Annotated in this window: 18 protein-coding genes; 15 read left to right on the plus strand and 3 right to left on the minus strand. The window is 51.9% G+C overall.

Annotated features, from left to right (window positions below; all coding sequences use genetic code 11):
• Window positions 1-163 precede the first annotated feature (163 nt).
• Entirely contained in the window at window positions 164-1,024 is an 861-nt protein-coding gene (locus tag A8990_RS13795; protein WP_116189627.1) for a DUF421 domain-containing protein, read from the plus strand.
• A gap of 97 nt (window positions 1,025-1,121) precedes the next feature.
• Here A8990_RS13795 and A8990_RS13800 read toward each other — a convergent pair whose 3' ends face one another.
• Entirely contained in the window at window positions 1,122-1,994 is an 873-nt protein-coding gene (locus A8990_RS13800; RefSeq protein WP_116189628.1) for a phosphatase PAP2 family protein, read from the minus strand.
• 110 nt (window positions 1,995-2,104) lie between these two features.
• Complete coding sequence (locus tag A8990_RS13805) at window positions 2,105-2,506, minus strand: TIGR04086 family membrane protein (RefSeq protein WP_245996010.1); 402 nt, start codon at window positions 2,504-2,506, stop codon at window positions 2,105-2,107.
• Between the two features lie 163 nt (window positions 2,507-2,669).
• On the opposite strand from A8990_RS13805, the gene A8990_RS13810 reads away from it, so the two are divergent.
• Window positions 2,670-3,422: a YetF domain-containing protein gene (locus A8990_RS13810; protein WP_116189629.1), complete on the plus strand. Its 753-nt coding sequence runs from the start codon at window positions 2,670-2,672 to the stop codon at window positions 3,420-3,422.
• Window positions 3,423-3,467: 45 nt separating this feature from the next.
• Here A8990_RS13810 and spoVB read toward each other — a convergent pair whose 3' ends face one another.
• Window positions 3,468-5,081, minus strand: coding sequence for a stage V sporulation protein B (gene spoVB, locus A8990_RS13815; protein WP_245996011.1), 1,614 nt, complete (start codon window positions 5,079-5,081; stop codon window positions 3,468-3,470).
• A 199-nt stretch (window positions 5,082-5,280) separates the two neighbouring features.
• On the opposite strand from spoVB, the gene A8990_RS13820 reads away from it, so the two are divergent.
• From A8990_RS13820 to A8990_RS13875, 13 genes are all read left to right on the plus strand, one after another.
• Window positions 5,281-5,541 (plus strand): post-transcriptional regulator, encoded by a 261-nt coding sequence (locus tag A8990_RS13820; protein WP_116189630.1) that lies wholly within the window; start codon window positions 5,281-5,283, stop codon window positions 5,539-5,541.
• 90 nt (window positions 5,542-5,631) lie between these two features.
• Window positions 5,632-6,894: a protein translocase subunit SecD gene (gene secD / locus A8990_RS13825; RefSeq protein WP_116189631.1), complete on the plus strand. Its 1,263-nt coding sequence runs from the start codon at window positions 5,632-5,634 to the stop codon at window positions 6,892-6,894.
• Entirely contained in the window at window positions 6,884-7,813 is a 930-nt protein-coding gene (secF, locus tag A8990_RS13830) for a protein translocase subunit SecF (RefSeq protein ID WP_116189632.1), read from the plus strand. The genes secD and secF overlap by 11 nt, the downstream gene beginning before the upstream one ends.
• A 69-nt stretch (window positions 7,814-7,882) precedes the next feature.
• Entirely contained in the window at window positions 7,883-8,794 is a 912-nt protein-coding gene (locus tag A8990_RS13835; protein WP_116189633.1) for a cation diffusion facilitator family transporter, read from the plus strand.
• Window positions 8,795-8,840: 46 nt separating this feature from the next.
• The gene (gene recJ, locus A8990_RS13840) at window positions 8,841-11,276 is read left to right on the plus strand and encodes a single-stranded-DNA-specific exonuclease RecJ (protein WP_116189634.1); all 2,436 of its coding nucleotides are present in this window, start codon (window positions 8,841-8,843) and stop codon (window positions 11,274-11,276) included.
• Window positions 11,273-11,785 carry an adenine phosphoribosyltransferase gene (locus A8990_RS13845; protein ID WP_116189635.1) on the plus strand — a complete coding sequence of 171 codons (513 nt, stop codon included), beginning with the start codon at window positions 11,273-11,275 and terminating at the stop codon, window positions 11,783-11,785. Before recJ ends, A8990_RS13845 begins: the two co-directional genes overlap by 4 nt.
• Window positions 11,786-12,100: 315 nt before the next feature.
• Window positions 12,101-14,287 carry a RelA/SpoT family protein gene (locus A8990_RS13850; RefSeq protein WP_116189636.1) on the plus strand — a complete coding sequence of 729 codons (2,187 nt, stop codon included), beginning with the start codon at window positions 12,101-12,103 and terminating at the stop codon, window positions 14,285-14,287.
• 63 nt (window positions 14,288-14,350) lie between these two features.
• A complete protein-coding gene (dtd, locus tag A8990_RS13855; RefSeq protein WP_116189637.1) occupies window positions 14,351-14,794 on the plus strand; it encodes a D-aminoacyl-tRNA deacylase in 444 nt (147 codons plus the stop codon).
• A gap of 91 nt (window positions 14,795-14,885) precedes the next feature.
• A complete protein-coding gene (locus A8990_RS31545; protein ID WP_181909577.1) occupies window positions 14,886-15,050 on the plus strand; it encodes a hypothetical protein in 165 nt (54 codons plus the stop codon).
• Window positions 15,051-16,277: 1,227 nt separating this feature from the next.
• The gene (hisS, locus tag A8990_RS13860; protein WP_116189638.1) at window positions 16,278-17,525 is read left to right on the plus strand and encodes a histidine--tRNA ligase; all 1,248 of its coding nucleotides are present in this window, start codon (window positions 16,278-16,280) and stop codon (window positions 17,523-17,525) included.
• Window positions 17,526-17,584: 59 nt separating this feature from the next.
• A complete protein-coding gene (aspS, locus tag A8990_RS13865; protein ID WP_116189639.1) occupies window positions 17,585-19,405 on the plus strand; it encodes an aspartate--tRNA ligase in 1,821 nt (606 codons plus the stop codon).
• 88 nt (window positions 19,406-19,493) lie between these two features.
• Window positions 19,494-20,249, plus strand: coding sequence for a tRNA threonylcarbamoyladenosine dehydratase (locus A8990_RS13870; protein ID WP_116189640.1), 756 nt, complete (start codon window positions 19,494-19,496; stop codon window positions 20,247-20,249).
• Window positions 20,246-20,911, plus strand: a complete 666-nt coding sequence (locus A8990_RS13875; protein ID WP_116189641.1) for a YdeI/OmpD-associated family protein — start codon at window positions 20,246-20,248, stop codon at window positions 20,909-20,911. Before A8990_RS13870 ends, A8990_RS13875 begins: the two co-directional genes overlap by 4 nt.
• Window positions 20,912-21,120: the final 209 nt, after the last annotated feature.

Genomic DNA, 21,120 nt, shown 5'->3' on the forward strand with positions numbered 1-21,120 from the left:
TGGAGCTTTGTTAACCTTTTGGAACCGCCGTATGCGGACCCGCATGTACGGTGGTGTGAGAGGACGGAGGCTAGCCGCCTCCTCCTACTCGATTTGCTCATAATTTCCAGCATGAACGCAAATAATAAGACGTACAACTGGAGAATGGGGTGTAGCAATAACGATGTATTCATGGATGGAAATTGGGCTCCGTACGCTGTCGGCTGTAATATTTTTGCTCCTGATGACGAAATTGCTGGGGAAGCGACAAGTGACCGAGCTGTCCGTGTTCGAATACATTACGGGTATTTCGATCGGGAACATCGCCGCCTATATATCGCTTGATACCGATGCCCAGTGGTACTTGGGATTTCTGGCGCTTGGCGTATGGGTTGCGGTATCGCTCGGGATTGAGATGCTGCAGCTCAAGAGCAAGCGGGTACGGAACTGGATTGACGGAACACCGACGGTCCTCATTCAGAAAGGCAAAATTTTAGAGAAGAACTTGAAGCGGGAACGGCTGACAACCGATGAGCTCTTGCAGCAGCTGCGGACGAAGGATGCGTTCAACGTCGATCAAGTGGAATTTGCCGTAATGGAGTCGAGCGGCGCGATCAACGTGCTGCTGAAGTCGGAGTATCAGCCGCTTACGCCGAAGACGCTCGGTATGCGTGTGCCCGCGGAACATGAGCCGAAGCCGGTCATTATGGACGGAAAAGTGCTGCACGATACGTTGGAGCAGCGGGGATATAACTTCAATTGGCTGGTGAAGGAACTGAAGAAGTCTGATCTTCAGGTCGAGGACGTCTTCCTGGCGCAGATGGACGATTACGGTTCGCTGTTCATCGATCTGTATGACGATAAGGTGAAGACGCCTAAGACGCAGAACCAGGCAGCACTGCTGGCACAGTTGAAGAAATGCGAAGCGGATATGGAGATGTACAGTTTGCTGACACCGGACGAGAACGAGCGGCTCAAATACGTGGCATGCTCGAATCAGCTGAAACATCTTATCGATGAAGTGCGGCCGCTCATTTATCAGTGACAATCAAAAAAAGACCGTCCTTTCTCATGCATTGATGAGAGAGAACGGTCTTTCTGTTTGCAGATTTGCAGTTCAATTCTGCCTCGCAAGCAAAACCTTATTTCGCATCTTCACTAAGAAACTGTACTTGTGACGTAGCCGAAGGCGTAAGCGATCTGCCTCGGCGGCTGCGCTGTGCAAGAGTCAGTCTGCTCAGCTTCATGCCTACAGTAGCTGCGATCGTCGCGAGTACAAGACCACCGCACATATCGATCAACCAGTGAATGCCCATATAGAATATCGTGAAGATGATGATTGCCGCACTGATCGAGCAGAACCACGCCCAACGTTTAATGCCGGACCGTACTGCAAGAATCGCGAGTGTTACCGATATCGAGGTATGCAAGCTCGGGAAGCAGTTGTTCAGGCCTGATAATGCACGATATTGATTCTCGAAGTCAGGGAACGCATCGAGCATCAGGAATCTCACATGCTGCGGGTCATGGTACCATACTTCACTGACCGGGAAGAACAGATAGAACGGAATCGCCACGAGATAGTTAATCATGATCGCGTAGCAGATGGCATAGAACATCATTCTGTCCTTGCTGCGGTTCGTGTAAATCGCGATTGAAGCAATCAGCATCGCCTGGAATACGACGACATACATGAAAGCTAGAATGGGTGTCAGATATTTGTTCTCGAACGTGTGTTGAAGGGTGCTAACGAAATTGCCTTCAATCGATTGGAACAATGTTGCAAAGTCATGGGCTTGTTTCATGTGGCTCTCAATTTGAAGCTCAAATTTGTTGCAAAACAAGATTAAGATGAGAGCGACGAAGTGGAGCATATATTTGCGGTTAAAGATTAATTCTCTAAGAAATAATCCTGCGACGGTGAACGGATTACGACCTGCCCCAAACCAAATCATCAGCGTCACGGTAATGGCCGTATACACTGAGACCGTCGTCATGTTGTCAAACAAAGTCATGTTGCTTCCTTGCCTCCTAAAGAACTCCCGTTGTTACGATTCGACCTAGTATAGCACATAAAGCATGCCAGATGATATTCCAAAAGTGTTATACAATCGGGATATGCTGCCTAAGATCGTTTCGCATTTACGCCGATCATGCCGCCAAGTGCGCCGCATAGCAGCGTTTCCAGCAGCATCGTCAAGGTGCGTCCGCTAATGCCGGTGTTCGACGCGAGGAAACTGACAATGAGAATTAGAATGCCATATGCGATCCCTAGAAGGCCTCCATAATACCATCCGCGCGCACCGGAACGTTTGCCGGATACGAAGCCGCCAGCAAGCGATGAACAGCCGTGGACGATTAAGCTGTACATTGGAAGCTGCGTTTCCTGCATGCTCCCGAAGCGCAGCATCGCCGACAGAAGCAATGCGCCGAGCGCAAGCCAGATAGACGAATAGAGAATGCCGGAAAGCATTGGCGAAGCCATGTGAACCTTCGGAACATTTTTCATGGCGTTAATGGGTTTCATAAACTTATCCCTCCAATTATTTACGAACCTGTTCTTGATTATTACAACATATGGTCAAGCTCTCATGTTTTATTACCATAAATTCGAATATCCCCCTTCGTATGATGGGATGTGCATCAGGTGACAATAGTTGTACTTTGACGGAAGCAGGAGGGCGATCACTATGGAATACATGGAATTAACGTTCCGTACGCTACTCATCTACCTCGTCGTTTTTCTCATCATGCGTATGATGGGAAAGCGGGAGATTGGCAAGTTGTCGGTGTTTGACCTTGTCATCTCCGTCATGATCGCCGAAATCGCGGTCTTTGTAATCGAAGATACGGATCGGCCGGTACTTGACGGCATACTCCCGATGGTCGTTCTGCTTATGGTGCAAATCGGCATCGCGCTCATTTCCCTGAAGAACCGAAAAATGCGCATGTTTTTGGACGGGAAACCGACCGTACTGGTGGAAAGGGGGAAATTAAACCGGGAAGCGATGCGCAAGCAGCGGTATAATCTGGATGATTTGCTGCTGCAGTTCCGCGAGAACAAGACGAATATCGCCGATGTAGAATTCGCCATATTGGAGACGACTGGGAAGCTCTCGATTATCCCAAAGGATAACAAAGCGCGCCACGGAGCCGCAGGTGACCAAGAATCACATTCGAGCTCGAGCCAGAGTCATGACACTCAGTTTCCAAAGCCATTTCCACGAAATTACAGATTCGAGTCACTGCCAGTTCCGCTTATTATGGATGGCGAGATTCAGAAGACCAATCTGGAGCAGCTCGGCAAAGACCGTTTCTGGCTGAACAATCAGCTTCGGCAGCGGGGCATTGTCGATGCGAAGCAGGTGTTTCTCTTAACGATTGATCACCGGGGCAAACTTTTCCTTGATGCGAGAAGGACGCGAGGTCCGCATAAGAAGTAACCGCTGCAAGTATCGGTCGCCCTTAGACCGATGCTTCTTTCGCGTTTAAGATCGGAACCAGCGGCCTAGGAATGGAATTCGTGCCGCATCGGAACGGTCGATGATTCGCAGCATGACCATGAGGATCATGTAGATGACGGAACCGGCGAAACAAGCCGTGATGAGATTTTGCCAGAGTGCAGGCAATACTTGCAGGTTCATCACCCATAGCGAAGCAGCGCCCATGATGCACATGGCTGACCCGACCTTTAGGAAGTCAAGCAGATGCATACTGAATCCAGTGGCACGGACAACGCTAATCCAGTGGAGTACGGTGACGAGCACGATGTTGATGTTGATGGCAATCAGTGCGCCGTAGATGCCAAGCTTCGGCTGCGAGGCAAGCTCCATGATAAGCACGAGCTTCACTACAGCTCCGATGAAAGTGTTCATGAGTGCGGTGGCTGGCTTGTCAAGCGCTTGAAGCGCTGCTTGAAGCGGTGCCTGCATGTAGATGAACAGTCCGACAGGTGCAATCAATTTGAGCATCGGGGCGATCTCGACATGGTTGTACAACACGCGGCAGATCGGTTCTGCAAATAAGATCATGACGACGATGAACGGTGCCCCCGTGACGAGCGAGAGACGCATCGATTGCGAAAGCCGCTTGTGGATGGTAGACTTGTCTCCTTTGGCAGCAGCCTCTGACAGCGTTGGAACAAGGGAGACAGCGAGCGAGTAGGTAAGGGCAGTCGGGAGAAGCAAAATCGGGATAATCATCCCTTGCAATGCCCCGTACTGTGCGGTTGCGGCACTTGTGGCGATTCCAGCAGCGAACAAGGCGCGAGCGGTGAAGATGGATTCGAGCAAGTAAGAGAAGGAGCCAATCATCCGGCTGGCGGTAACTGGAACGGATAGGTTGATTAATTTGCGCATGACGGGTTCAAGCTTCGTTGGCCTTAGCTTGTTAGCGGGAGTGGAAGTGTCGTCTGGCTGCTGTGCGTTCCCATCTTCCTCGCGCACTATGGCCAGCTTCACACGCTTGCGATCGTTCGCGTATTGCCACAGCAGTATGATAAAACCGCCGATCTCGCCTGCTACGACACCGAGCATGGCACCGGCAGCACCCCATTCAAGTCCGTACGGGAGCAGCAGTTTAGCAAACATCAGTGCACAGATAATTCGTATGACCGTCTCGATAATCTGCGAAAGAGCCGTCGGAATCATATTCGCTTTACCTTGGAAGTAGCCTCGATACACCGAGGAGATTCCGATAATGATGAGCAACGGTGACATCATGCGCAATGTTTGGTAGACGCGGTGGTCGGTCATGAGTGTCGTGGAGATCCAGGGCGTGAGAATAATGAACAATACGGTAAGTCCCACCGATAGTCCTATTGTCAGCGTCATCGCCGCGCGGAAAACCTGCTTTACCCGCTTGGAGTCCCCGGTTGATTCCGCTTCAGCAATCCATTTGGCTACTGCCAGCGGGATGCCGCCTGTTATGAGCGTAAGCAGCACGATAAGAAAAGGATAGCCGAGCTGGTAAAGTCCAACGCCCTCCGCGCCGATAATTCTAGGGAGTGCAATTCTCGGCACGAATGCGAGGATCCGGTTGACGATCCCTGCAACAAGCAGAATAAGTGCACCTTTGATAAACGTTTGCTTTGTCACGGTCATTTCCCTCTCCCTTAAATGGACCATCCCTGGATCCTGAAATGGCACGAACAACATGTCCTTCTTCTCATGTTTATGCGCGGCATGTCCGCGAACATGCAGTCATTTTTCTGGGAAATGTCTTCAGAAGCAGGAAAGTGGGACTTGGCAGCGAATTAGTACAGAGGTCACAAGGAATTTTGGCGTAAGGGAGGCCCGGTTAATGACGAGCGAAGAGCAGCCGCTTTCAAGCGAAGAATGGGTCGCGACCATCGAACATCTATGTAATAGCAAAGCTGAAGAGTTCCAAATGATTGGGTATGAGTATGTTACAGGAAACGATATTTGGGAGTGCGTGAATGACAAGTATGCGAAGACGGGGCAGCCCGCGATGCATCAGGTCGTTAATGACATCTTATCGTTGAAAGTGACAAAATTTATGAACTTTATGACGATTAGCGCGTATAAAGGGACCCATTTTTGACGGATGGGCTCTTTTTTTTGACTCGTTTTTGAGGCATCGTTATAATAGGAATGTTGAATCAAGAGAACTTAAGGGGGAAATGAGGGTATTATGAATCGTCTGTTAGCATTCATAATCATCGTCGTCGTATCTGTCGGCGTTGTGGCTGGGACAAGCAATTGGCTTTTCAATGATGTGAAGCTAGGGCTTGATTTGAAGGGTGGCTTTGAAATTCTGTATGAAGCGCAGCCTATCGAGCCTGGCGGAAAAGTAACGAAGGATTCCTTGGTCGAAACGGCTAAAAGCCTTGAGGCTCGTGCGAATGCAACAGGTGTAGCGGAACCGGAAGTGACAACGGAAGGTGCGAACCGTATCCGTGTTAAGATTGCCGGCGTTTCCGATGAGGCTAAAGTTCGTGACATCCTCAAGAAACCTGCTGAACTGACTTTCCGAAGCTCAGACGGCTGTGCGGCTGACAAGGGCTATTGTAAAGTCGAGCTCCGTGGCAGCGACTTCAAGCAAAACGGTGCAAACGTTCAACAAACGAATCTCGGCCAATATGAAATTACGATCAAACTTAAGAGTGCGAAGCAATTCGCGGATGTAACCGGCAAAATCGCGAAGCTCGCTCCAAATAACCAATTGGCGATTTACCTCGATGACACGCTGCTGTCTGCACCGAACGTTAACGGTGTAATCGACAGCACGGATGCATCGATCACAGGTAACTTCACTCGTGAAGAAGCGACTAACCTGAAGAACACAATCAATCTCGGCGCACTGCCGCTGAACTTGACGGAGAAGTACACGCAGAGCGTGGGTGCAACGCTCGGTAAACTTAGCTTGAAAGAAACATTGTTTGCCGGCGCTATCGGTACCGTGCTCATTCTGCTCTTCATGATGATTTTCTACCGTCTGCCAGGTATCATTGCAAGCTTCTCGATCCTCGTCTACATTTGGCTGCTGCTGCTCGGCTTCAACTTGATTGGAGCGACGTTGACGCTGCCGGGTATCGCGGCATTCATCCTCGGTATCGGCATGGCGGTTGACGCCAACATCATTATGGCGGAGCGGATCAAAGAAGAAATGCGCAGCGGCAAGAGCATATTGTCCTCTCAAAAAGCAGGCTCGAAGCATTCCTTCCGTACGATTATCGATGCGCACGTCACAACGTCGATCGCGGCGCTCGTACTGTTCTTTATCGGGGTAGGGTCCGTTAAAGGCTTCGCGGTTATCCTGCTTCTCAGTATCGTTATCAGTATCCTAACTAACGTTTTCTTCTCGCGTCTGCTTCTGACTCTTATCATTCGCAGCGGTTTGATTAAGAAGAAATCTCTATTCGGTGTGAAGGAGAGTGAAGTAAGTGCGCTATAATTTCGGACAAGTGAATGAGCGAAAGTTCAGCTTTGTTGCCAAAGCTCGCTACTTCTTTATTTTCTCGATTATTATTACGATTCTCGGCATCGGCACGCTTGCCATCTTCGGCTTGAACTACGGCGTTGACTTCCGTGCAGGCTCGAGCGTCGATATCGCGCTTAAGAAAGACCTGTCTGGCCAGAAGGATGCGATTGAGAAGTATCTCGGCGATAGCGGCTTCGGCAAACCAGGACTCACGGTCGGTTCCAATCGTGTAACACTTCGCTTCAATGATGTGCTTACAGATGCGAAAGAGAAGGAACTCAAGGCTGGCTTCGCGGAGAAATTCGATAAGGGAGCATCGTTTGAAGTCAACACCGTTGACACTGAAATCGCAAAAGAGCTGCAAACCAATGCTCTCAAAGCGGTCCTAGTCGCAAGTATCGGTATCGTCATCTACGTAAGTATCCGTTTCGAATGGCGCTTTGCAGTTGCGGCGATTGTAGCGCTTCTGCATGACGCGTTTATCGTAATCAGCTTGTTCTCGATCTTCCGCCTGGAAGTTAACCTGCCGTTCATCGTTGCGGTACTGACCATTATCGGTTACTCGATCAACGATACAATCGTTATCTTCGACCGGATCCGTGAGAATCTACGCTTTGCGAAGCTTAAAACTTCCGCGGACGTGGCGAACGTCGTTAACGAAAGTATTTGGCAGACACTTACTCGTTCCATCAACACGGTTATGACCGTCGTTGTAGCTGCTTTATGTTTGCTCATATTCGGCAGCGTGTCGATCAAGCTGTTCTCCTTGGCGATCCTCTTCGGTCTTATCAGCGGCGCGTACTCGTCGATCTTCATCGCGAGCCCACTCTGGCTGCTGCTCAAGAACAAACAAAAACCGAAGGCTGCAGTCAAGTCTCCAGCTGCTTCGTAGTATAGTAGGATAGAGGACAATCGCAATACTCGAATTGCTTACCAATCAAGTCACCATTAGGAGGCGTCCATGTCAGCGAACCAACGTTATGCCAATGCCGAGTCTGCCGCATGGACAGGGCTCATTGGCAATGTCTGTATCGCAGCAGTTAAAGGCGGGATCGGCTTATGGTCAGGCAGCAAATCGCTGCTTGCAGACGCTTGCCGATCTGCGTCAGACGCAGCCGCATCGTTCGTCTCCTTAACAGGCGTCCGTCGATGCAGGCAGCTAGGCTCGCCTCATGCGCCGGTTCCGGCTTCCAAGGGACGCTTGGAAGCGGGCTCGGGCATGATCGCATCCTTGCTGCTCATGATCGTCGGACTCCAAATCGGCATCTCGGCAATCAAATCGATTGCCGACGGTGTTGATGATGGACCGAGCTGGCCTGCAGCCGTCATCGTTATGTTAGCTTTTCTCATTAAGGAAATTTGGTTCCCAGTCAAGGAACGCGGAGCTGATCTGTACGCTTCGGTGGCAGCGCTAGTCGGGACTATAGGCGCGATGCTTGGAAAGCCGCTTCATCTACCGGTCTTATATTATTTTGATCCGGCGGCTTCACTCATCATCGTCGTTATTGTGTTCACGAGCGGCTATCGTGTCGCTTCTGCTTCTGTAAGCCGGAGCCGTTACATTGAGGTCGAGCCTGCGGACATGTCCGAGGTAAAAGCGGTTGTGCAGCGGATGGAAGGCGTCATTAACGTCGAAGTCCTTCGCGCACGAGAGCATGGTCATTATGCCGTTGCGGAAGTGGTCATCAGCGTGAACCCTCGCATCTCCGTACTCGAAGGCAATGAAATTGCGAAGCGGGTCAAATATTTCTTGATGAAACGGTTCAGCCATATGACCGAAGTGACGGTTCACGTTGAACCATACGATCCGGGTTATCCATACAAAACAAATCATGAAGTCAGCCAGGAACAAATACCGACGCTACTGCAATAGCAGCAGCGTTCGTTTTTTTTTGCATGGGAAGGAGGGATCGGCGAAATTGATACAATCGAGAACAAGATGGCATATCACGTCTCTGGATATTGAAGGGGAAGCGCGGGCAGCAGCTCTTGCGAGAACGTTGTCGCTCACACCGCTTGTCGCCAGGCTGCTCGTCCAGCGCGGTTATGACCGCGTGGAGAGCGCAAGACAGTTTCTGAGCGGGGGCATCGAGTGTCTCCATGATCCGTTCCTGCTGAAGGGGATGGAAGCGGCTGCGGCGCGTATTCACCAAGCGATAGAGCGTGGGGAACGGGTGCGGATCTATGGCGACTATGATGCGGACGGCGTTTCTTCCACGACGCTCATGACCTATCTATTCAAGCGGCTGGAGCTGAATTTCGATCATTATATCCCGCACCGGACGCGTGAAGGCTACGGTCTTAACAAAGCTGCGCTTGAAGCTTCTGCCGCATCAGGTGTAACTCTGATCGTAACGGTGGATACTGGAATTAGTGCTGTAGACGAGATTGCCTATGCGAATGAGCTTGGCATTGATGTTGTCGTCACGGACCATCATGAACCGCCGCATGTGCTGCCAAACGCGTATGCGATTGTGAACCCGAAGCAGGAGGATTGCGAGTACCCGTTCAAAGGCCTGGCCGGCGTAGGCGTCGCTTTCAAGCTGGCGACGGCTGTTCTAGGCGAGCCGCCGCTCGAGTGGACGGATGTCGTCGCGCTCGGAACGATCGCCGACTTGATGCCGCTCACGGATGAGAATCGGGTGCTCGTCAAGTTCGGTCTCGAGCAGCTTCGGCAGACCGAGAAGCCGGGCTTCCGCGCGCTGGCAGAGATTGGCGGCATTGAACTTACAACATTGACAGCGACGAATGTCGCCTTCGGCATGGCACCGCGCATCAATGCTGCAGGTAGACTCGATCATGCGAATCTCTCCGTAGAGCTGCTTACAGCAACGAGTGATGAATCGGCAGCAGCGGGCGCGTTAACACTCGACAATCTGAACCGTGAACGTCAGCAGATCGTCGATGATATCGTGCAGGAAGCACAAGAGATGTGGGCGGCGAAATGCAGCGCCGCTGCAGATGCCGGCACACCGGAGCCCTCAGTCATCGTACTAGCCGGAGCGGGCTGGAACGCGGGCGTAGTCGGCATCGTAGCTTCCAAATTCATCGAGAAGTACTATAAGCCGACGCTCATTCTAGGTCTCGATGAAGAGACAGGCAAATGCAAAGGCTCGGCCCGTTCGATTGAAGGCTACGACCTTCATGCTGCACTGACCGCATGTGATGAGCTGTTAGACCATTACGGCGGCCACCAGGCAGCCGCGGGCATGACACTATACCGCGACAATTTGCAGCCTTTCGAAGAGAGGCTTAGCCAGCTTGCGGATGAATGGCTGACGGAAGAGGATTGGATTCCGAAGACGACGATCGACCTCGCATGCAAGATGGAGGATGCTACGATCAAGGTCCGTGAGCAGCTGGCGCAGCTCGAGCCTTTCGGCATTGGCAATTCAGCGCCAAAGCTGCTGCTGCAAGGCGTCACTCTCGCCGACCGCAAGGCTATGGGCAAAGAGAGCAAGCACTTGAAGCTGTCAGTCAGCGGTCAAGGTAAGCTGCTCGACGCTGTGAGTTTCGGAAACGGCCATTTAACCGACTTATTATCGCATGGCTCGGCGATCGAGCTTGTAGGCGAGCTGTCGGTGAACGAATGGAACGGTCAGCGCAAAGCGCAGTTTATGGTCGGAGATATGCGTATCCCGCATATCCAGCTGTTTGACAGACGGGCTGAAGTCGGCAGCAATTCGATTCGCGTGCTGCGTAGAGTGCTCGAATCTGCTTCTTTCGCTGAAGGCGTAATCGTCGTACCGAACGAGACATGGAAGGAAGCTGTCCAGTCCGCGGAGGAAGACGTCACAGTTTCTAAACAATTTAAACTCTTGACATATGAGTCCTTTATAAGTCAAAGTGTACGATGTCCCCATTTGTTTGTACTTGGCAAACCGGCTTCGGCAGAGAAGCTGGCGATGTCGCTGGCAGCTTGTCAGGACCTCGAAACCGTCCATTTGCTATATGATAACAGCGATGATAAGTTCACCTTCCCGACTCGTGAGCAATTCGGTCAGCTGTACCAGCTGCTCCGCCGTGATTGTCCAATTGCAGAAGAGAGCGCATTGACCCAGCTGGCAGCGAAACTGCAATGGCCGGTGTCCTCGATTGCACTTATGCTGCGTGTATTTACGGAGCTTGAGTTTATCCGGGCAGAGGAAGGGCTGCTTCAATTGCTGCCTGTCACGGTGAAGCGGGAGCTGTCGCACGCCCAGGCATATCGCGAGGCGCAGCGTGAGGCCGAATCGAATGAGATATTATACGCATCAGCGAAGCAGCTGACAGAATGGATACAGGCAAGTACCGTTTTGCAAGGACAAGAGCAAGCATCCCCATCTCAACGAAACGAAGGAGTAGGTATTTCATGAATTATAAAGATTACATTCGCATCATTCCGGATTTCCCGCAGCCGGGCATTAAATTCAAAGACATTACAACGCTGACAAACAACGGTCCGGTATACGCGTCCGCGATCGAAGCGATCAGACAAGCGGTTTCCGACAAGCAGATCGACCTCGTTGCAGGTCCGGAAGCGCGCGGCTTTATCATTGGTGCACCTCTTGCGATCTCGCTTGGCGCTGGCTTCGTGCCAATCCGCAAGAGCGGCAAGCTTCCAGGTGAAGTCGTAGAAGCTTCTTACGACCTGGAGTATGGCAAAGACAAGCTCGCGATCCACAAAGATGCGATCAAGCCTGGTCAACGCGTGCTTATTGCAGATGACCTGCTTGCAACTGGCGGTACAATTGCGACAACGATTAACCTCATTCGCCAGCTTGGCGGCGAAGTGGTAGGTTCTGCGTTCCTGATCGAGCTCGGCTACCTGGACGGACGCTCGAAGATCGATGGCATCGACGTATTCTCCTTGATGACATACTAATCAAATAGCCACTTACGAGACGCCGGACTTCAGGGCAGATGCCTGCTGCAGTCCGGCTTTCCCTATTTGGCGTTGTTGTTAGCAGGAGGTAATTTTTTCTAGCGTGCGCAATTTTCGATCAATTTCGACTAAATTCGCTATTAAACCGACTCTTATTCAATGGATTGCAGGCTTCGGAGGTTGACGTAAAGGCGTCATAACAGGCATAATAATAGGAAAACTCGGGCTTACCCTATCATATCCAGATGACATATATGACTTTAAGGATTGGAAAATAGACCGCGCTTCCAGCGCGCTTTTCCGGAAAGGACATTCATGGGCATAGAGCAATTACTCGACAAAGCATCGACCTATTTGAAGGAACAAGATTTGACACGGATCAAAGAAGCTTACGAATTTGCCGACCAGGCCCATCACGGGCAAGTGCGCAAATCGGGTGAGCCTTATATTTTGCATCCTGTTGCGGTCGCAGAAATTCTCGTCAACATGCAGATGGATGTGTTGTCGATTATTGCCGCACTTCTTCATGATGTCGTGGAAGATACAACTGTTCCGCTCGAAGAGGTTCGGTCCCGTTTCGGAGATGCTTGCGCTGCTGTCGTCGATGGCCTGACCAAACTGGAGAAAATTAAGTTCCGCTCCAAGGAAGAGCAACAGAATGAGAACTACCGCAAAATGTTCGTCGCGATGGCACAGGACATGCGGGTTATTCTTATTAAGCTTGCAGACCGTCTTCATAATATGCGGACGCTAAAATATCAATCCGAAGAAGCCCAGCGCCGCGTTGCATATGAGACGCTTGAAATCTTCTGTCCAATCGCTCACCGGCTCGGTATGTCCGCAATCAAGTGGGAGATGGAAGACATCGCCCTGCGTTATTTGAACCCGCAGCAATATTATCGTATCGCGAATCTCATGAAGAAGAAGCGTGCGGAGCGGGAGCAATATATTACTGATGTTATCAGTCGAATCCGCGAGAAGCTTGAAGATATGGGCATCGAAGGCGACATTTCAGGCCGTCCGAAGCACATTTACAGCATCTATAAGAAGATGACCGCACGCAGCAAACAGTTCAATGAAATTTATGATTTGCTGGCGATTCGGATCATCGTTGACAATATTAAAGACTGCTACGCAACGCTAGGCATTATCCATACGCTGTGGAAGCCAATGCCTGGCCGGTTCAAAGACTATATCGCGATGCCTAAAGCGAATATGTATCAGTCGCTTCACACGACGGTCATCGGACCAACTGGTGAGCCGACAGAGGTACAAATTCGTACTTGGGATATGCATCGGACTTCGGAGTTCGGTATCGCAGCGCACTGGGCGTACAAAGAAGGCGGAGTTGTGCCAGCCGGTTCCTTCGAGGACAAAATGACGCTGTTCCGTGAAATTATCGAGCTTCAGCATGAAGCGAGCGATGCATCGGAGTTTGTCGAGTCGCTGAAGATGGACTTCTTCTCCGATCTCGTATTCGTCTTTACGCCGAAGGGCGAGGTGTTCGAGCTGCCTGCTGGAGCGGTTCCGCTTGATTTTGCATACCGTGTCCATACGGAAGTCGGCAACCGGACGATTGGCTCGAAGGTCAATGGCCGTATCGTTCCTCTCGATTACAAGCTAAAAACCGGCGATATCGTTGAGATTTTGACGTCGAAGCATTCGTACGGTCCTAGCCAGGACTGGATCAAGATCGCCCAATCCTCGCATGCTCGAAGCAAAATCAAGCAGTGGTTCAAGAAAGAGAAGCGCGAAGAGAACGTCATTAAGGGCCGCGATTCGATTGAGCGCGAGCTGAAGCGGCTCGGTCTTGAGCCTTCCAGCTTCATGTCCGATCCCCAGCTGCAAGAGGCTGCTCTGAAGTTCACGTTCAATGACATCGACGATATGCTGTCCGCAGTCGGCTTCGGCGGCATTACGGCGGCTCAGATCTGCACGAAGCTAACGGAGCGAATGCGCCGTGAAGCTGAGGAAGCGAGTCAGATCGAGTTGACGAACGAGATGAAGGAAGTTAAGTCGTCGCCTGCGCATCAGCGTAAATCACGTCCAACTCATGGAGTTGTCGTTAAAGGCGTCGATAATCTGCTTGTTCGGTTTGCCCGCTGCTGCAACCCCGTGCCGGGGGATATCATTGTCGGTTACATTACGCGCGGACGCGGCGTTTCCGTTCACCGTGCGGACTGTCTCAACCTCACTTCGAGCGCAGAGGGCGAAGAAGCGGCTCGTATGATCGAAGTCGAGTGGGAAGAGTCGGTTGAAGCGAATTACAGCGTGGATATTGAGATTACTGGTCATGACCGCCCGGGCTTGCTCAATGAGGTGCTGCAAGCTGTTTCCGAGAGCAAGACGAATATTTCCGCGGTATCGGGCCGTTCGGACAAGAATAAGCTGGCGATGATTCATATGACGGTGCTCATTAAGAATATCGAACATCTCGGCTCTGTCGTAGAGCGCATTAAACGTGTGAAAGATATTTATTCCGTTCAGCGGATTATGCAGTAACGAGTTGCCTCGTTACCGCGTAAGCGAGACTGGGCGTTATGTGGTGAGGGAGATTCAGCCGGTATGAGAGTTGTTGTGCAGCGCAGTAAAGGGGCTTCCGTCGTCATTGGTGGCGAGACGGTGGGCTCCATCGATAAAGGGCTTGTCCTGCTTGTTGGGATCACGCACGAGGACACTGAAACGGACATCAAGTGGATGGCGGACAAAGTTGTCGGACTTCGGATCTTCGAAGATGAAGCGGGTAAAATGAATCTGTCTGTTCAAGAGATCGGCGGTGCAATCTTGTCGGTGTCGCAATTTACGCTGTACGGTGACTGTCGTAAGGGGAGAAGGCCCAACTTTATGGCAGCTGCTCGCCCGGAGCAGGCTGCGCCGCTCTATGAAGCGTTCAACGATGCGCTTCGCGGGCTAGGGTTGACCGTTGCAACAGGTAAGTTCGGCGCGGATATGGATGTGTCGCTGACGAATTGGGGACCGGTTACGTTGGTCGTGGACAGCAACGGTTAAGACGCGAGGTGTTAGAAACAGGCAATGCGGGAAAGACTAGAACCGAGAACATGCACGTGACGTGCGTGAAAACGGTGGAGGGATACTCGCAATGCATCAATCGCGTAAAGAACAAGGGTATGAACGCGTTTCGCGCAGACTGCTTCACGCAGACCGCCGCGAAGCGCTTATTTTTTCGGAGATGGAAGCGGACATAGAGGCTTCCGCCGAATTTGGCGGGAGCCGGGGGAGAATCCCCCTGAACCCCGTTAAATAAAAATATTAACGACAATCCTAAACTTAACACCCCCTAAATCCCCCTCATCAGGGGGACTCCAAGGGTTTACCAACCCTTTGAAAACCCGGAAGGTGTGACGTTTGTTCGACAGAGAAGCGCTCGCGATCAAGCTGTAGTGTTGGGACTCGCTTTACGTCCCTTGCGGGACCCGCTCAACATGTGGTGGGGTTTAGTGACCTGGTGTCCCTGCGGGACCCGCTCTATGTTGTCGAAAGAGTGGGAATGGACAAGAAATCGCTTTATATTTTGTAATATAACTGTAATTTGATTTAAACATTTCTCTAACACGGTCGGCCTATAATGATAGTCGACCCCCTTTTTTGAATATATTACTTTGTTGGACCTACAACTTGTTTGTAGGTCCTTTTTCTTTTTTGACGCCCCCCTAAATCCCCCTCGCCAGGGGGACACCACAGGGTTTACCAACCCTCTGGATTCCCGGAAAAGTGTAACGTTGATGCCACAGAGAAGCGCGCGCGATCTATCTATGTGCTGGGCCTCGCTTATGTCCCTCCCGGGACACCGCTTAACGTTTAGCTGGGTTTAGCCACCTGTCGCCCCTGACGGGTCCAGCGTAACGTGATCCGCCACAGAGGTGCATACAGAAAGTGCGGGCTTGGCCCGCTTTACTTGCCTTACGGGACCCGCTCTAAGCTAGAGCGGAGGGGGTTACCAGGTGTCGCTTTGCTCCACGGTAACTTGGGGACCGCGCGTACCCGCGGCCGAAGTTGGTTTGAAGACCTTGGTCGCTGCGCGACCAACACCCGTCGCTGTGCGACAAAGACAAAGAGCGACTGCCCTTTGGAAGATTTTACGAGCTTATCCGCGCTTTTGCTTGACTTCACTATTGTCGATCATTACAATAGAACTTATATTGTGTCGATCCGTTGAAAGGACCGCTTCGTTCTACCCGCACCTACTCAGAGAGGGATTCCATGGCTGCAAGGATCCTTGGCGTGCTTGAGCGAACAGACTTCCTGGAGGACATACGGTGAACCTGCACGCTGCTGCGCAGCTTGCTCACTAGCTGTACTGCGTAGTCGGGCGTTAACCGAGTTAAGCGAAACAGCGGCCATATGTCCCGTTTCGGAATGTGGGTGGTACCACGGAAGCTTCGTATTTTACAAGCTCTCGTCCCTTTTGCCTTATTTAAGGCGGAGGGCGGGAGCTTTTTATGTATTTGCATTTTGTTAAGGGGGTATGAACATGGGCTTTCAGAAGCCACCGGGCACGCAGGATTTCCTGCCGGGTTCGGTAGAGAAATGGCAATTTGTCGAAAGCAAAGCGCGTGATATTTGCCGCCGCTTTAACTTCCGCGAAATTCGGACGCCGATGTTTGAGATGACCGAGCTGTACAAGCGCGGTGTCGGCGAAACAACCGATATCGTAGAGAAAGAAATGTACACCTTCACAGACCGCGGAGATCGCAGCCTGACGCTCCGTCCGGAAGGAACGGCAGGCGCAGTTCGCGCTTATGTCGAGAACAAGCTGTATGGCGAGCCTGACCTGACGAAGCTGTACTATATCGGACCGATGTTCCGGTATGAGCGCCAGCAAGCGGGCCGTTACAGACAGTTCCATCAATTCGGCGTTGAAGCGCTCGGAGCTGTTGATCCGGCACTCGATGCTGAAGTGATCGCGCTTGGCTACACATTTTATACAGAAGTAGGCCTGAAGGATGTCCGCGTAGAGATCAACTCTGTCGGTACGCCTGCTGTTCGCGCCGCATTCCGCGAGCGGCTGCTTGAGTTCCTTAACCCGATGCGCGAAATTCTCTGCAAAGACTGTCAATCCCGCATGGAGCGCAATCCGCTGCGTGTGCTTGACTGCAAGAATGACCAGCATCATTTTGTCGAGGCGCCTTCGATTCTAGATAGCTTGGATGAAGAGTGCCGCATGCACTTTGAGGCGCTGCAGCAGCACCTGAGCGGCATGAACATCCCGTACGACATCAATCCTCGCCTCGTTCGCGGACTTGATTACTACACGCATACCGCGTTTGAATACAAAGCGCAAGGCATCGGCGCGATCGATACGATTGGCGGAGGCGGCAGGTACAATGGTCTTGTTGCCGATATCGGCGGTCCGGATCAGCCAGGCGTTGGACTTGGAATCGGCTTGGAGCGCACCGTAATGCTGCTAGAGGCACAAGGCGTACAACTCGATAACCTGCACCAAGTCGATCTGTACATGGTTGCACTCGGCGAAGCGGCTGAGCGCGAAGTAACACGTCTGCTGCACGGCTTGCGTCTGCGTGGTATTTCCGCGGAGCGGGATTACCAAGGCCGCAAGATGAAAGCACAGATGAAATCGGCTGACCGTCTGCAGGTTCGCTTCACGGCGATTCTCGGTGATGACGAGCTGGAACGCGGTGAAATTGCCCTGAAGAACATGACAACTGGAGAGCAGAAGTTTGTGAAGCTGGACCAGCTTGCCGATGAAATTTTGAGCTAAAGCAAGACCATTCATAGAAGCTTGATTGAACCCTATTATAAAAGGAGCGAGTAACAATCATGATGTTAAAAACACACGCTTGTGGAACACTTACGAAAGCGGAAGTAGGCCAAACCGTTACACTGAACGGCTGGGTGCAGCGTCGTCGCGACCTTGGCGGCGTTCTCTTCATCGATCTGCGCGACCGTACAGGTATTGTGCAAATCGTATTCAACCCGGACTTCTCCGGCGACGCGCTTGCTGTCGGCGACCGTGCCCGCAATGAGTACGTGCTGGCAGTTCGCGGTACAGTCGTTGAGCGTGACGCTGAAACGGTGAACAACAACATCGCTACAGGCGAGATTGAAGTTCGCGTAACGGAAATCGAAATCATGAATGCAGCGAAGACGCCTCCGTTCCCAATCGAAGACGGCGTTGAAGTTGACGAGTCGCTTCGTCTGAAGTACCGCTACCTCGACCTGCGTCGTCCAGAGATGCAGAAGACGCTTCTGCTTCGTTCGAAGGCTGCAAAAGTGTTCCGTGACTATCTAGATGGTCAAGGCTTCGTCGATGTAGAAACACCAATCCTGACGAAGAGCACGCCGGAAGGCGCGCGCGACTATCTCGTACCAAGCCGTGTGCACCCAGGCGAATTCTTCGCACTGCCGCAATCGCCGCAAATCTTCAAGCAATTGCTCATGGTTAGCGGTCTTGAGCGTTACTACCAGATCGCTCGCTGCTTCCGTGACGAGGACCTTCGCGCTGACCGTCAACCGGAGTTCACGCAAGTCGACATCGAGACGTCGTTCTTGTCGCAGGACCAGTTGCTTGACATGCTGGAAGAGCTCGTTGCGAAGCTGTTCCGCGAAACAGTCGGCGTAGAAATCGCACGTCCGTTCCAACGGATCACATATGCGGATGCCATGAACAATTACGGCTCCGACAAGCCGGACCTTCGTTTCGGCATGGAAATGGAAGATATCACAGACATCGTTGCGAACAGCGACGTGAAAGTTTTCGCTTCGGTATCCGCTAGCGGCGGCGTTGTTAAAGTGTTGAACGCTAAAGGCTGTGCGAGCTGGAGCCGTAAAGAGCTTGATGACCTGCAGCCGTTCGCAGCACGCTACGGCGGTAAAGGCCTTGCATGGGTAACGATAAAAGAAGGCGAATGGCGCGGTCCGATCGTGAAGTTCTTCAAGCCGGAAGAGATCGAAGCAATGACAGCTCGTCTTGGCGTTGAAGAGGGCGACTTGCTCTTGTTCTCCGCAGACAAGAAGAAAGTCGTAGCAGACGTTCTCGGCAACCTGCGTCTGAAGATCGGCAAACAGCTGGGTCTTATCGACGATTCCAAGTTCAAGCTGGAGTGGGTCGTAGACTTCCCGCTGCTTGGTTACGACGAAGAGGCAAAACGTTACGTAGCAGAGCACCATCCGTTCACGCGTCCTAATGACGACGACATCGCCCTGTTCGAAACAGATCCAGGCGCAATCCGCGCACAAGCGTATGACCTTGTTCTGAACGGCTACGAAGTGGGCGGCGGTTCGATGCGTATCTACAAGCGTGACGTACAAGAATTGATGTTCAAAGCGCTTGGGTTCTCTATGGAAGAGGCGCATGAGAAATTCGGCTTCTTGCTGGATGCATTCGACTACGGTACGCCTCCGCACGGCGGCTTCGCATTCGGTTTCGACCGTCTGGTTATGCTGCTGGCTGGCCGCACGAACCTGCGTGAGACTATTGCATTCCCTAAGACTGCAAGCGCAACAGACCTGCTGACAGACGCTCCGTCGGAAGTGGATATTGCTCAGCTGCAACAGCTTCATATCCGCACGATTCAGAAGCCTGCGAAGCAGCCTGACGCTGCAGCTGCAGCGGCTACAGCAGCCGCTCAGGAAAACTAATCCAATCCCCGGCTTTCGCTCGCATTTCCAGCGGCGGAAGCCGGATTCTTTTGACAAGAGACTATAACGTAAGGTAGAGGTGTATTTCATGCTGCACCAGTTTTCACGCACGGAGCTTGCGATCGGCCCGGAGGGGCTTGATATTATGAAAGGCGCAACCGTTGCCGTGCTCGGCATCGGCGGCGTAGGCGCCATCGCAGCGGAAGCTCTTGCGCGCACAGGCGTAGGACGCATTATTCTGATCGACAAGGACGTTGTCGACATCACGAACATTAACCGCCAAATTCATGCGCTCACCACGACGGTGGGACAGCCGAAGGCTGACTTGATGCGCGACCGTATCAAGCTGATTAACCCGGAATGCGACGCGATTGCGCTGCGCATGTTCTACACAGAGGAAACGTACGAGAAGCTGTTTGAGTACGAGCTCGACTATGTGGTCGACGCGTCGGATACAATTATTTACAAGGTTCATCTGATCAAGCAGTGCTTGGAGCGGAAAATCCCAGTAATCTCGAGCATGGGTGCCGCAAATAAGATGGATCCTTCCAAATTCCAGGTAGCGGACATCTCTAAGACGTCCATGGACCCGGTTGCTCGCATTGTGCGGCAGAAGCTGCGCAAGGACGGCATTAAGAAGGGCGTGAAGGTGGTTTTCTCCACGGAGGAGCCGATGAAGCCTCGCGGTGATGTGACTCAGCGCATCGTTCCTGAGAACGCACCGGAAATTCGTAAGGCGCAGCAGCCGCCGGCAAGCAATGCTTATGTTCCGCCTGTAGCTGGACTTATCATGGTCAGCGTTGTAGTAAAAGATCTGCTCGAGCAAGGAGGGCATCCAGTATGAATGCAGAGCTCGTAAACAAACTGCGGCTGTCGCTTGATATGCGCGCAGTCGTCATCGAAGTGCCAGCGCCAGAATATCTGGAAGAGCTGGGACTTGAAAGTAACGGCAAGGTAGATGAGATGGACCGCGGTACCTATGATTTTGTCATGCTGTTCGCCAAGGATATCGCAAGCCTCAATGAGCATGCGCCGAAAGCGCTGAAAGCCGTTAAGAAGGACGGCTTGCTCTGGATCTGCTATCCGAAGGGCACATCCAAGATCAAGACGGACATCAACCGTGACCGCGGCTGGAAAGTAGTCAAGGAAGAGGGCTGGGAAGGCGTCTCGCTCGTTTCGATCGACGAGACGTGGTCCGCAATGCGCTTCCGTCCCGTTGGCACTGCACAGACTAGTGCAAGAGCGACTCGTGCCGCAGAGCTTAGCCGCAGAACAGAGCCAGTCTCGAAAGATATTATCGTGCCGGACGATGTGAAGGCCGCTCTTGCTTCTTACCCGGAAGCAGAGGAGTTCTTCGCTGCACTCGCACCATCGCACCGCAAAGAATATGTGCGCTGGATTAACGAGGCGAAGCAAGAAGTGACACGCGTGAAACGGATCATGGAAATGACGGATAAGCTGTCCATGAAGCTGAAACGGCCATCGGACAAGCCGGGAACGAAATAATTTTTTTGCAAAATAAACCGCTTAGGCGCGGACAAGCAGACAACTGCATCCCGTGCCAATAGCGGTTTTTTGTGCTTTCATCGGTGCAATGTTGTTTGCCTGACGATAAAGTTTTGTCCCATTCTTAAAAAGTTGCCTTTGACAAACTTTTTTGGTGGTGTACAATGAAAATAGGAAACAATGGTTTCCCGCCTGCATATTTGTAGGAT

The sequence above is a fragment of the Paenibacillus taihuensis genome (assembly GCF_003386535.1).
Classification (GTDB): Bacteria; Bacillota; Bacilli; order Paenibacillales; family Paenibacillaceae; genus Paenibacillus_Z; species Paenibacillus_Z taihuensis.

What these genes read in the sequence shown, in the direction of transcription:
- A8990_RS13795 (WP_116189627.1), top strand. Translation starts at nt 164, where the DNA reads ATGTATTCATGGATGGAAATTGGGCTCCGTACGCTGTCGGCTGTAATA.
- A8990_RS13800 (WP_116189628.1), bottom strand. Translation starts at nt 1,994, where the DNA reads ATGACTTTGTTTGACAACATGACGACGGTCTCAGTGTATACGGCCATT.
- A8990_RS13805 (WP_245996010.1), bottom strand. Translation starts at nt 2,506, where the DNA reads ATGAAACCCATTAACGCCATGAAAAATGTTCCGAAGGTTCACATGGCT.
- A8990_RS13810 (WP_116189629.1), top strand. Translation starts at nt 2,670, where the DNA reads ATGGAATACATGGAATTAACGTTCCGTACGCTACTCATCTACCTCGTC.
- spoVB (WP_245996011.1), bottom strand. Translation starts at nt 5,081, where the DNA reads ATGACCGTGACAAAGCAAACGTTTATCAAAGGTGCACTTATTCTGCTT.
- A8990_RS13820 (WP_116189630.1), top strand. Translation starts at nt 5,281, where the DNA reads ATGACGAGCGAAGAGCAGCCGCTTTCAAGCGAAGAATGGGTCGCGACC.
- secD (WP_116189631.1), top strand. Translation starts at nt 5,632, where the DNA reads ATGAATCGTCTGTTAGCATTCATAATCATCGTCGTCGTATCTGTCGGC.
- A8990_RS13835 (WP_116189633.1), top strand. Translation starts at nt 7,883, where the DNA reads ATGTCAGCGAACCAACGTTATGCCAATGCCGAGTCTGCCGCATGGACA.
- A8990_RS13845 (WP_116189635.1), top strand. Translation starts at nt 11,273, where the DNA reads ATGAATTATAAAGATTACATTCGCATCATTCCGGATTTCCCGCAGCCG.
- A8990_RS13850 (WP_116189636.1), top strand. Translation starts at nt 12,101, where the DNA reads ATGGGCATAGAGCAATTACTCGACAAAGCATCGACCTATTTGAAGGAA.
- dtd (WP_116189637.1), top strand. Translation starts at nt 14,351, where the DNA reads ATGAGAGTTGTTGTGCAGCGCAGTAAAGGGGCTTCCGTCGTCATTGGT.
- A8990_RS31545 (WP_181909577.1), top strand. Translation starts at nt 14,886, where the DNA reads ATGCATCAATCGCGTAAAGAACAAGGGTATGAACGCGTTTCGCGCAGA.
- hisS (WP_116189638.1), top strand. Translation starts at nt 16,278, where the DNA reads ATGGGCTTTCAGAAGCCACCGGGCACGCAGGATTTCCTGCCGGGTTCG.
- aspS (WP_116189639.1), top strand. Translation starts at nt 17,585, where the DNA reads ATGATGTTAAAAACACACGCTTGTGGAACACTTACGAAAGCGGAAGTA.
- A8990_RS13870 (WP_116189640.1), top strand. Translation starts at nt 19,494, where the DNA reads ATGCTGCACCAGTTTTCACGCACGGAGCTTGCGATCGGCCCGGAGGGG.
- A8990_RS13875 (WP_116189641.1), top strand. Translation starts at nt 20,246, where the DNA reads ATGAATGCAGAGCTCGTAAACAAACTGCGGCTGTCGCTTGATATGCGC.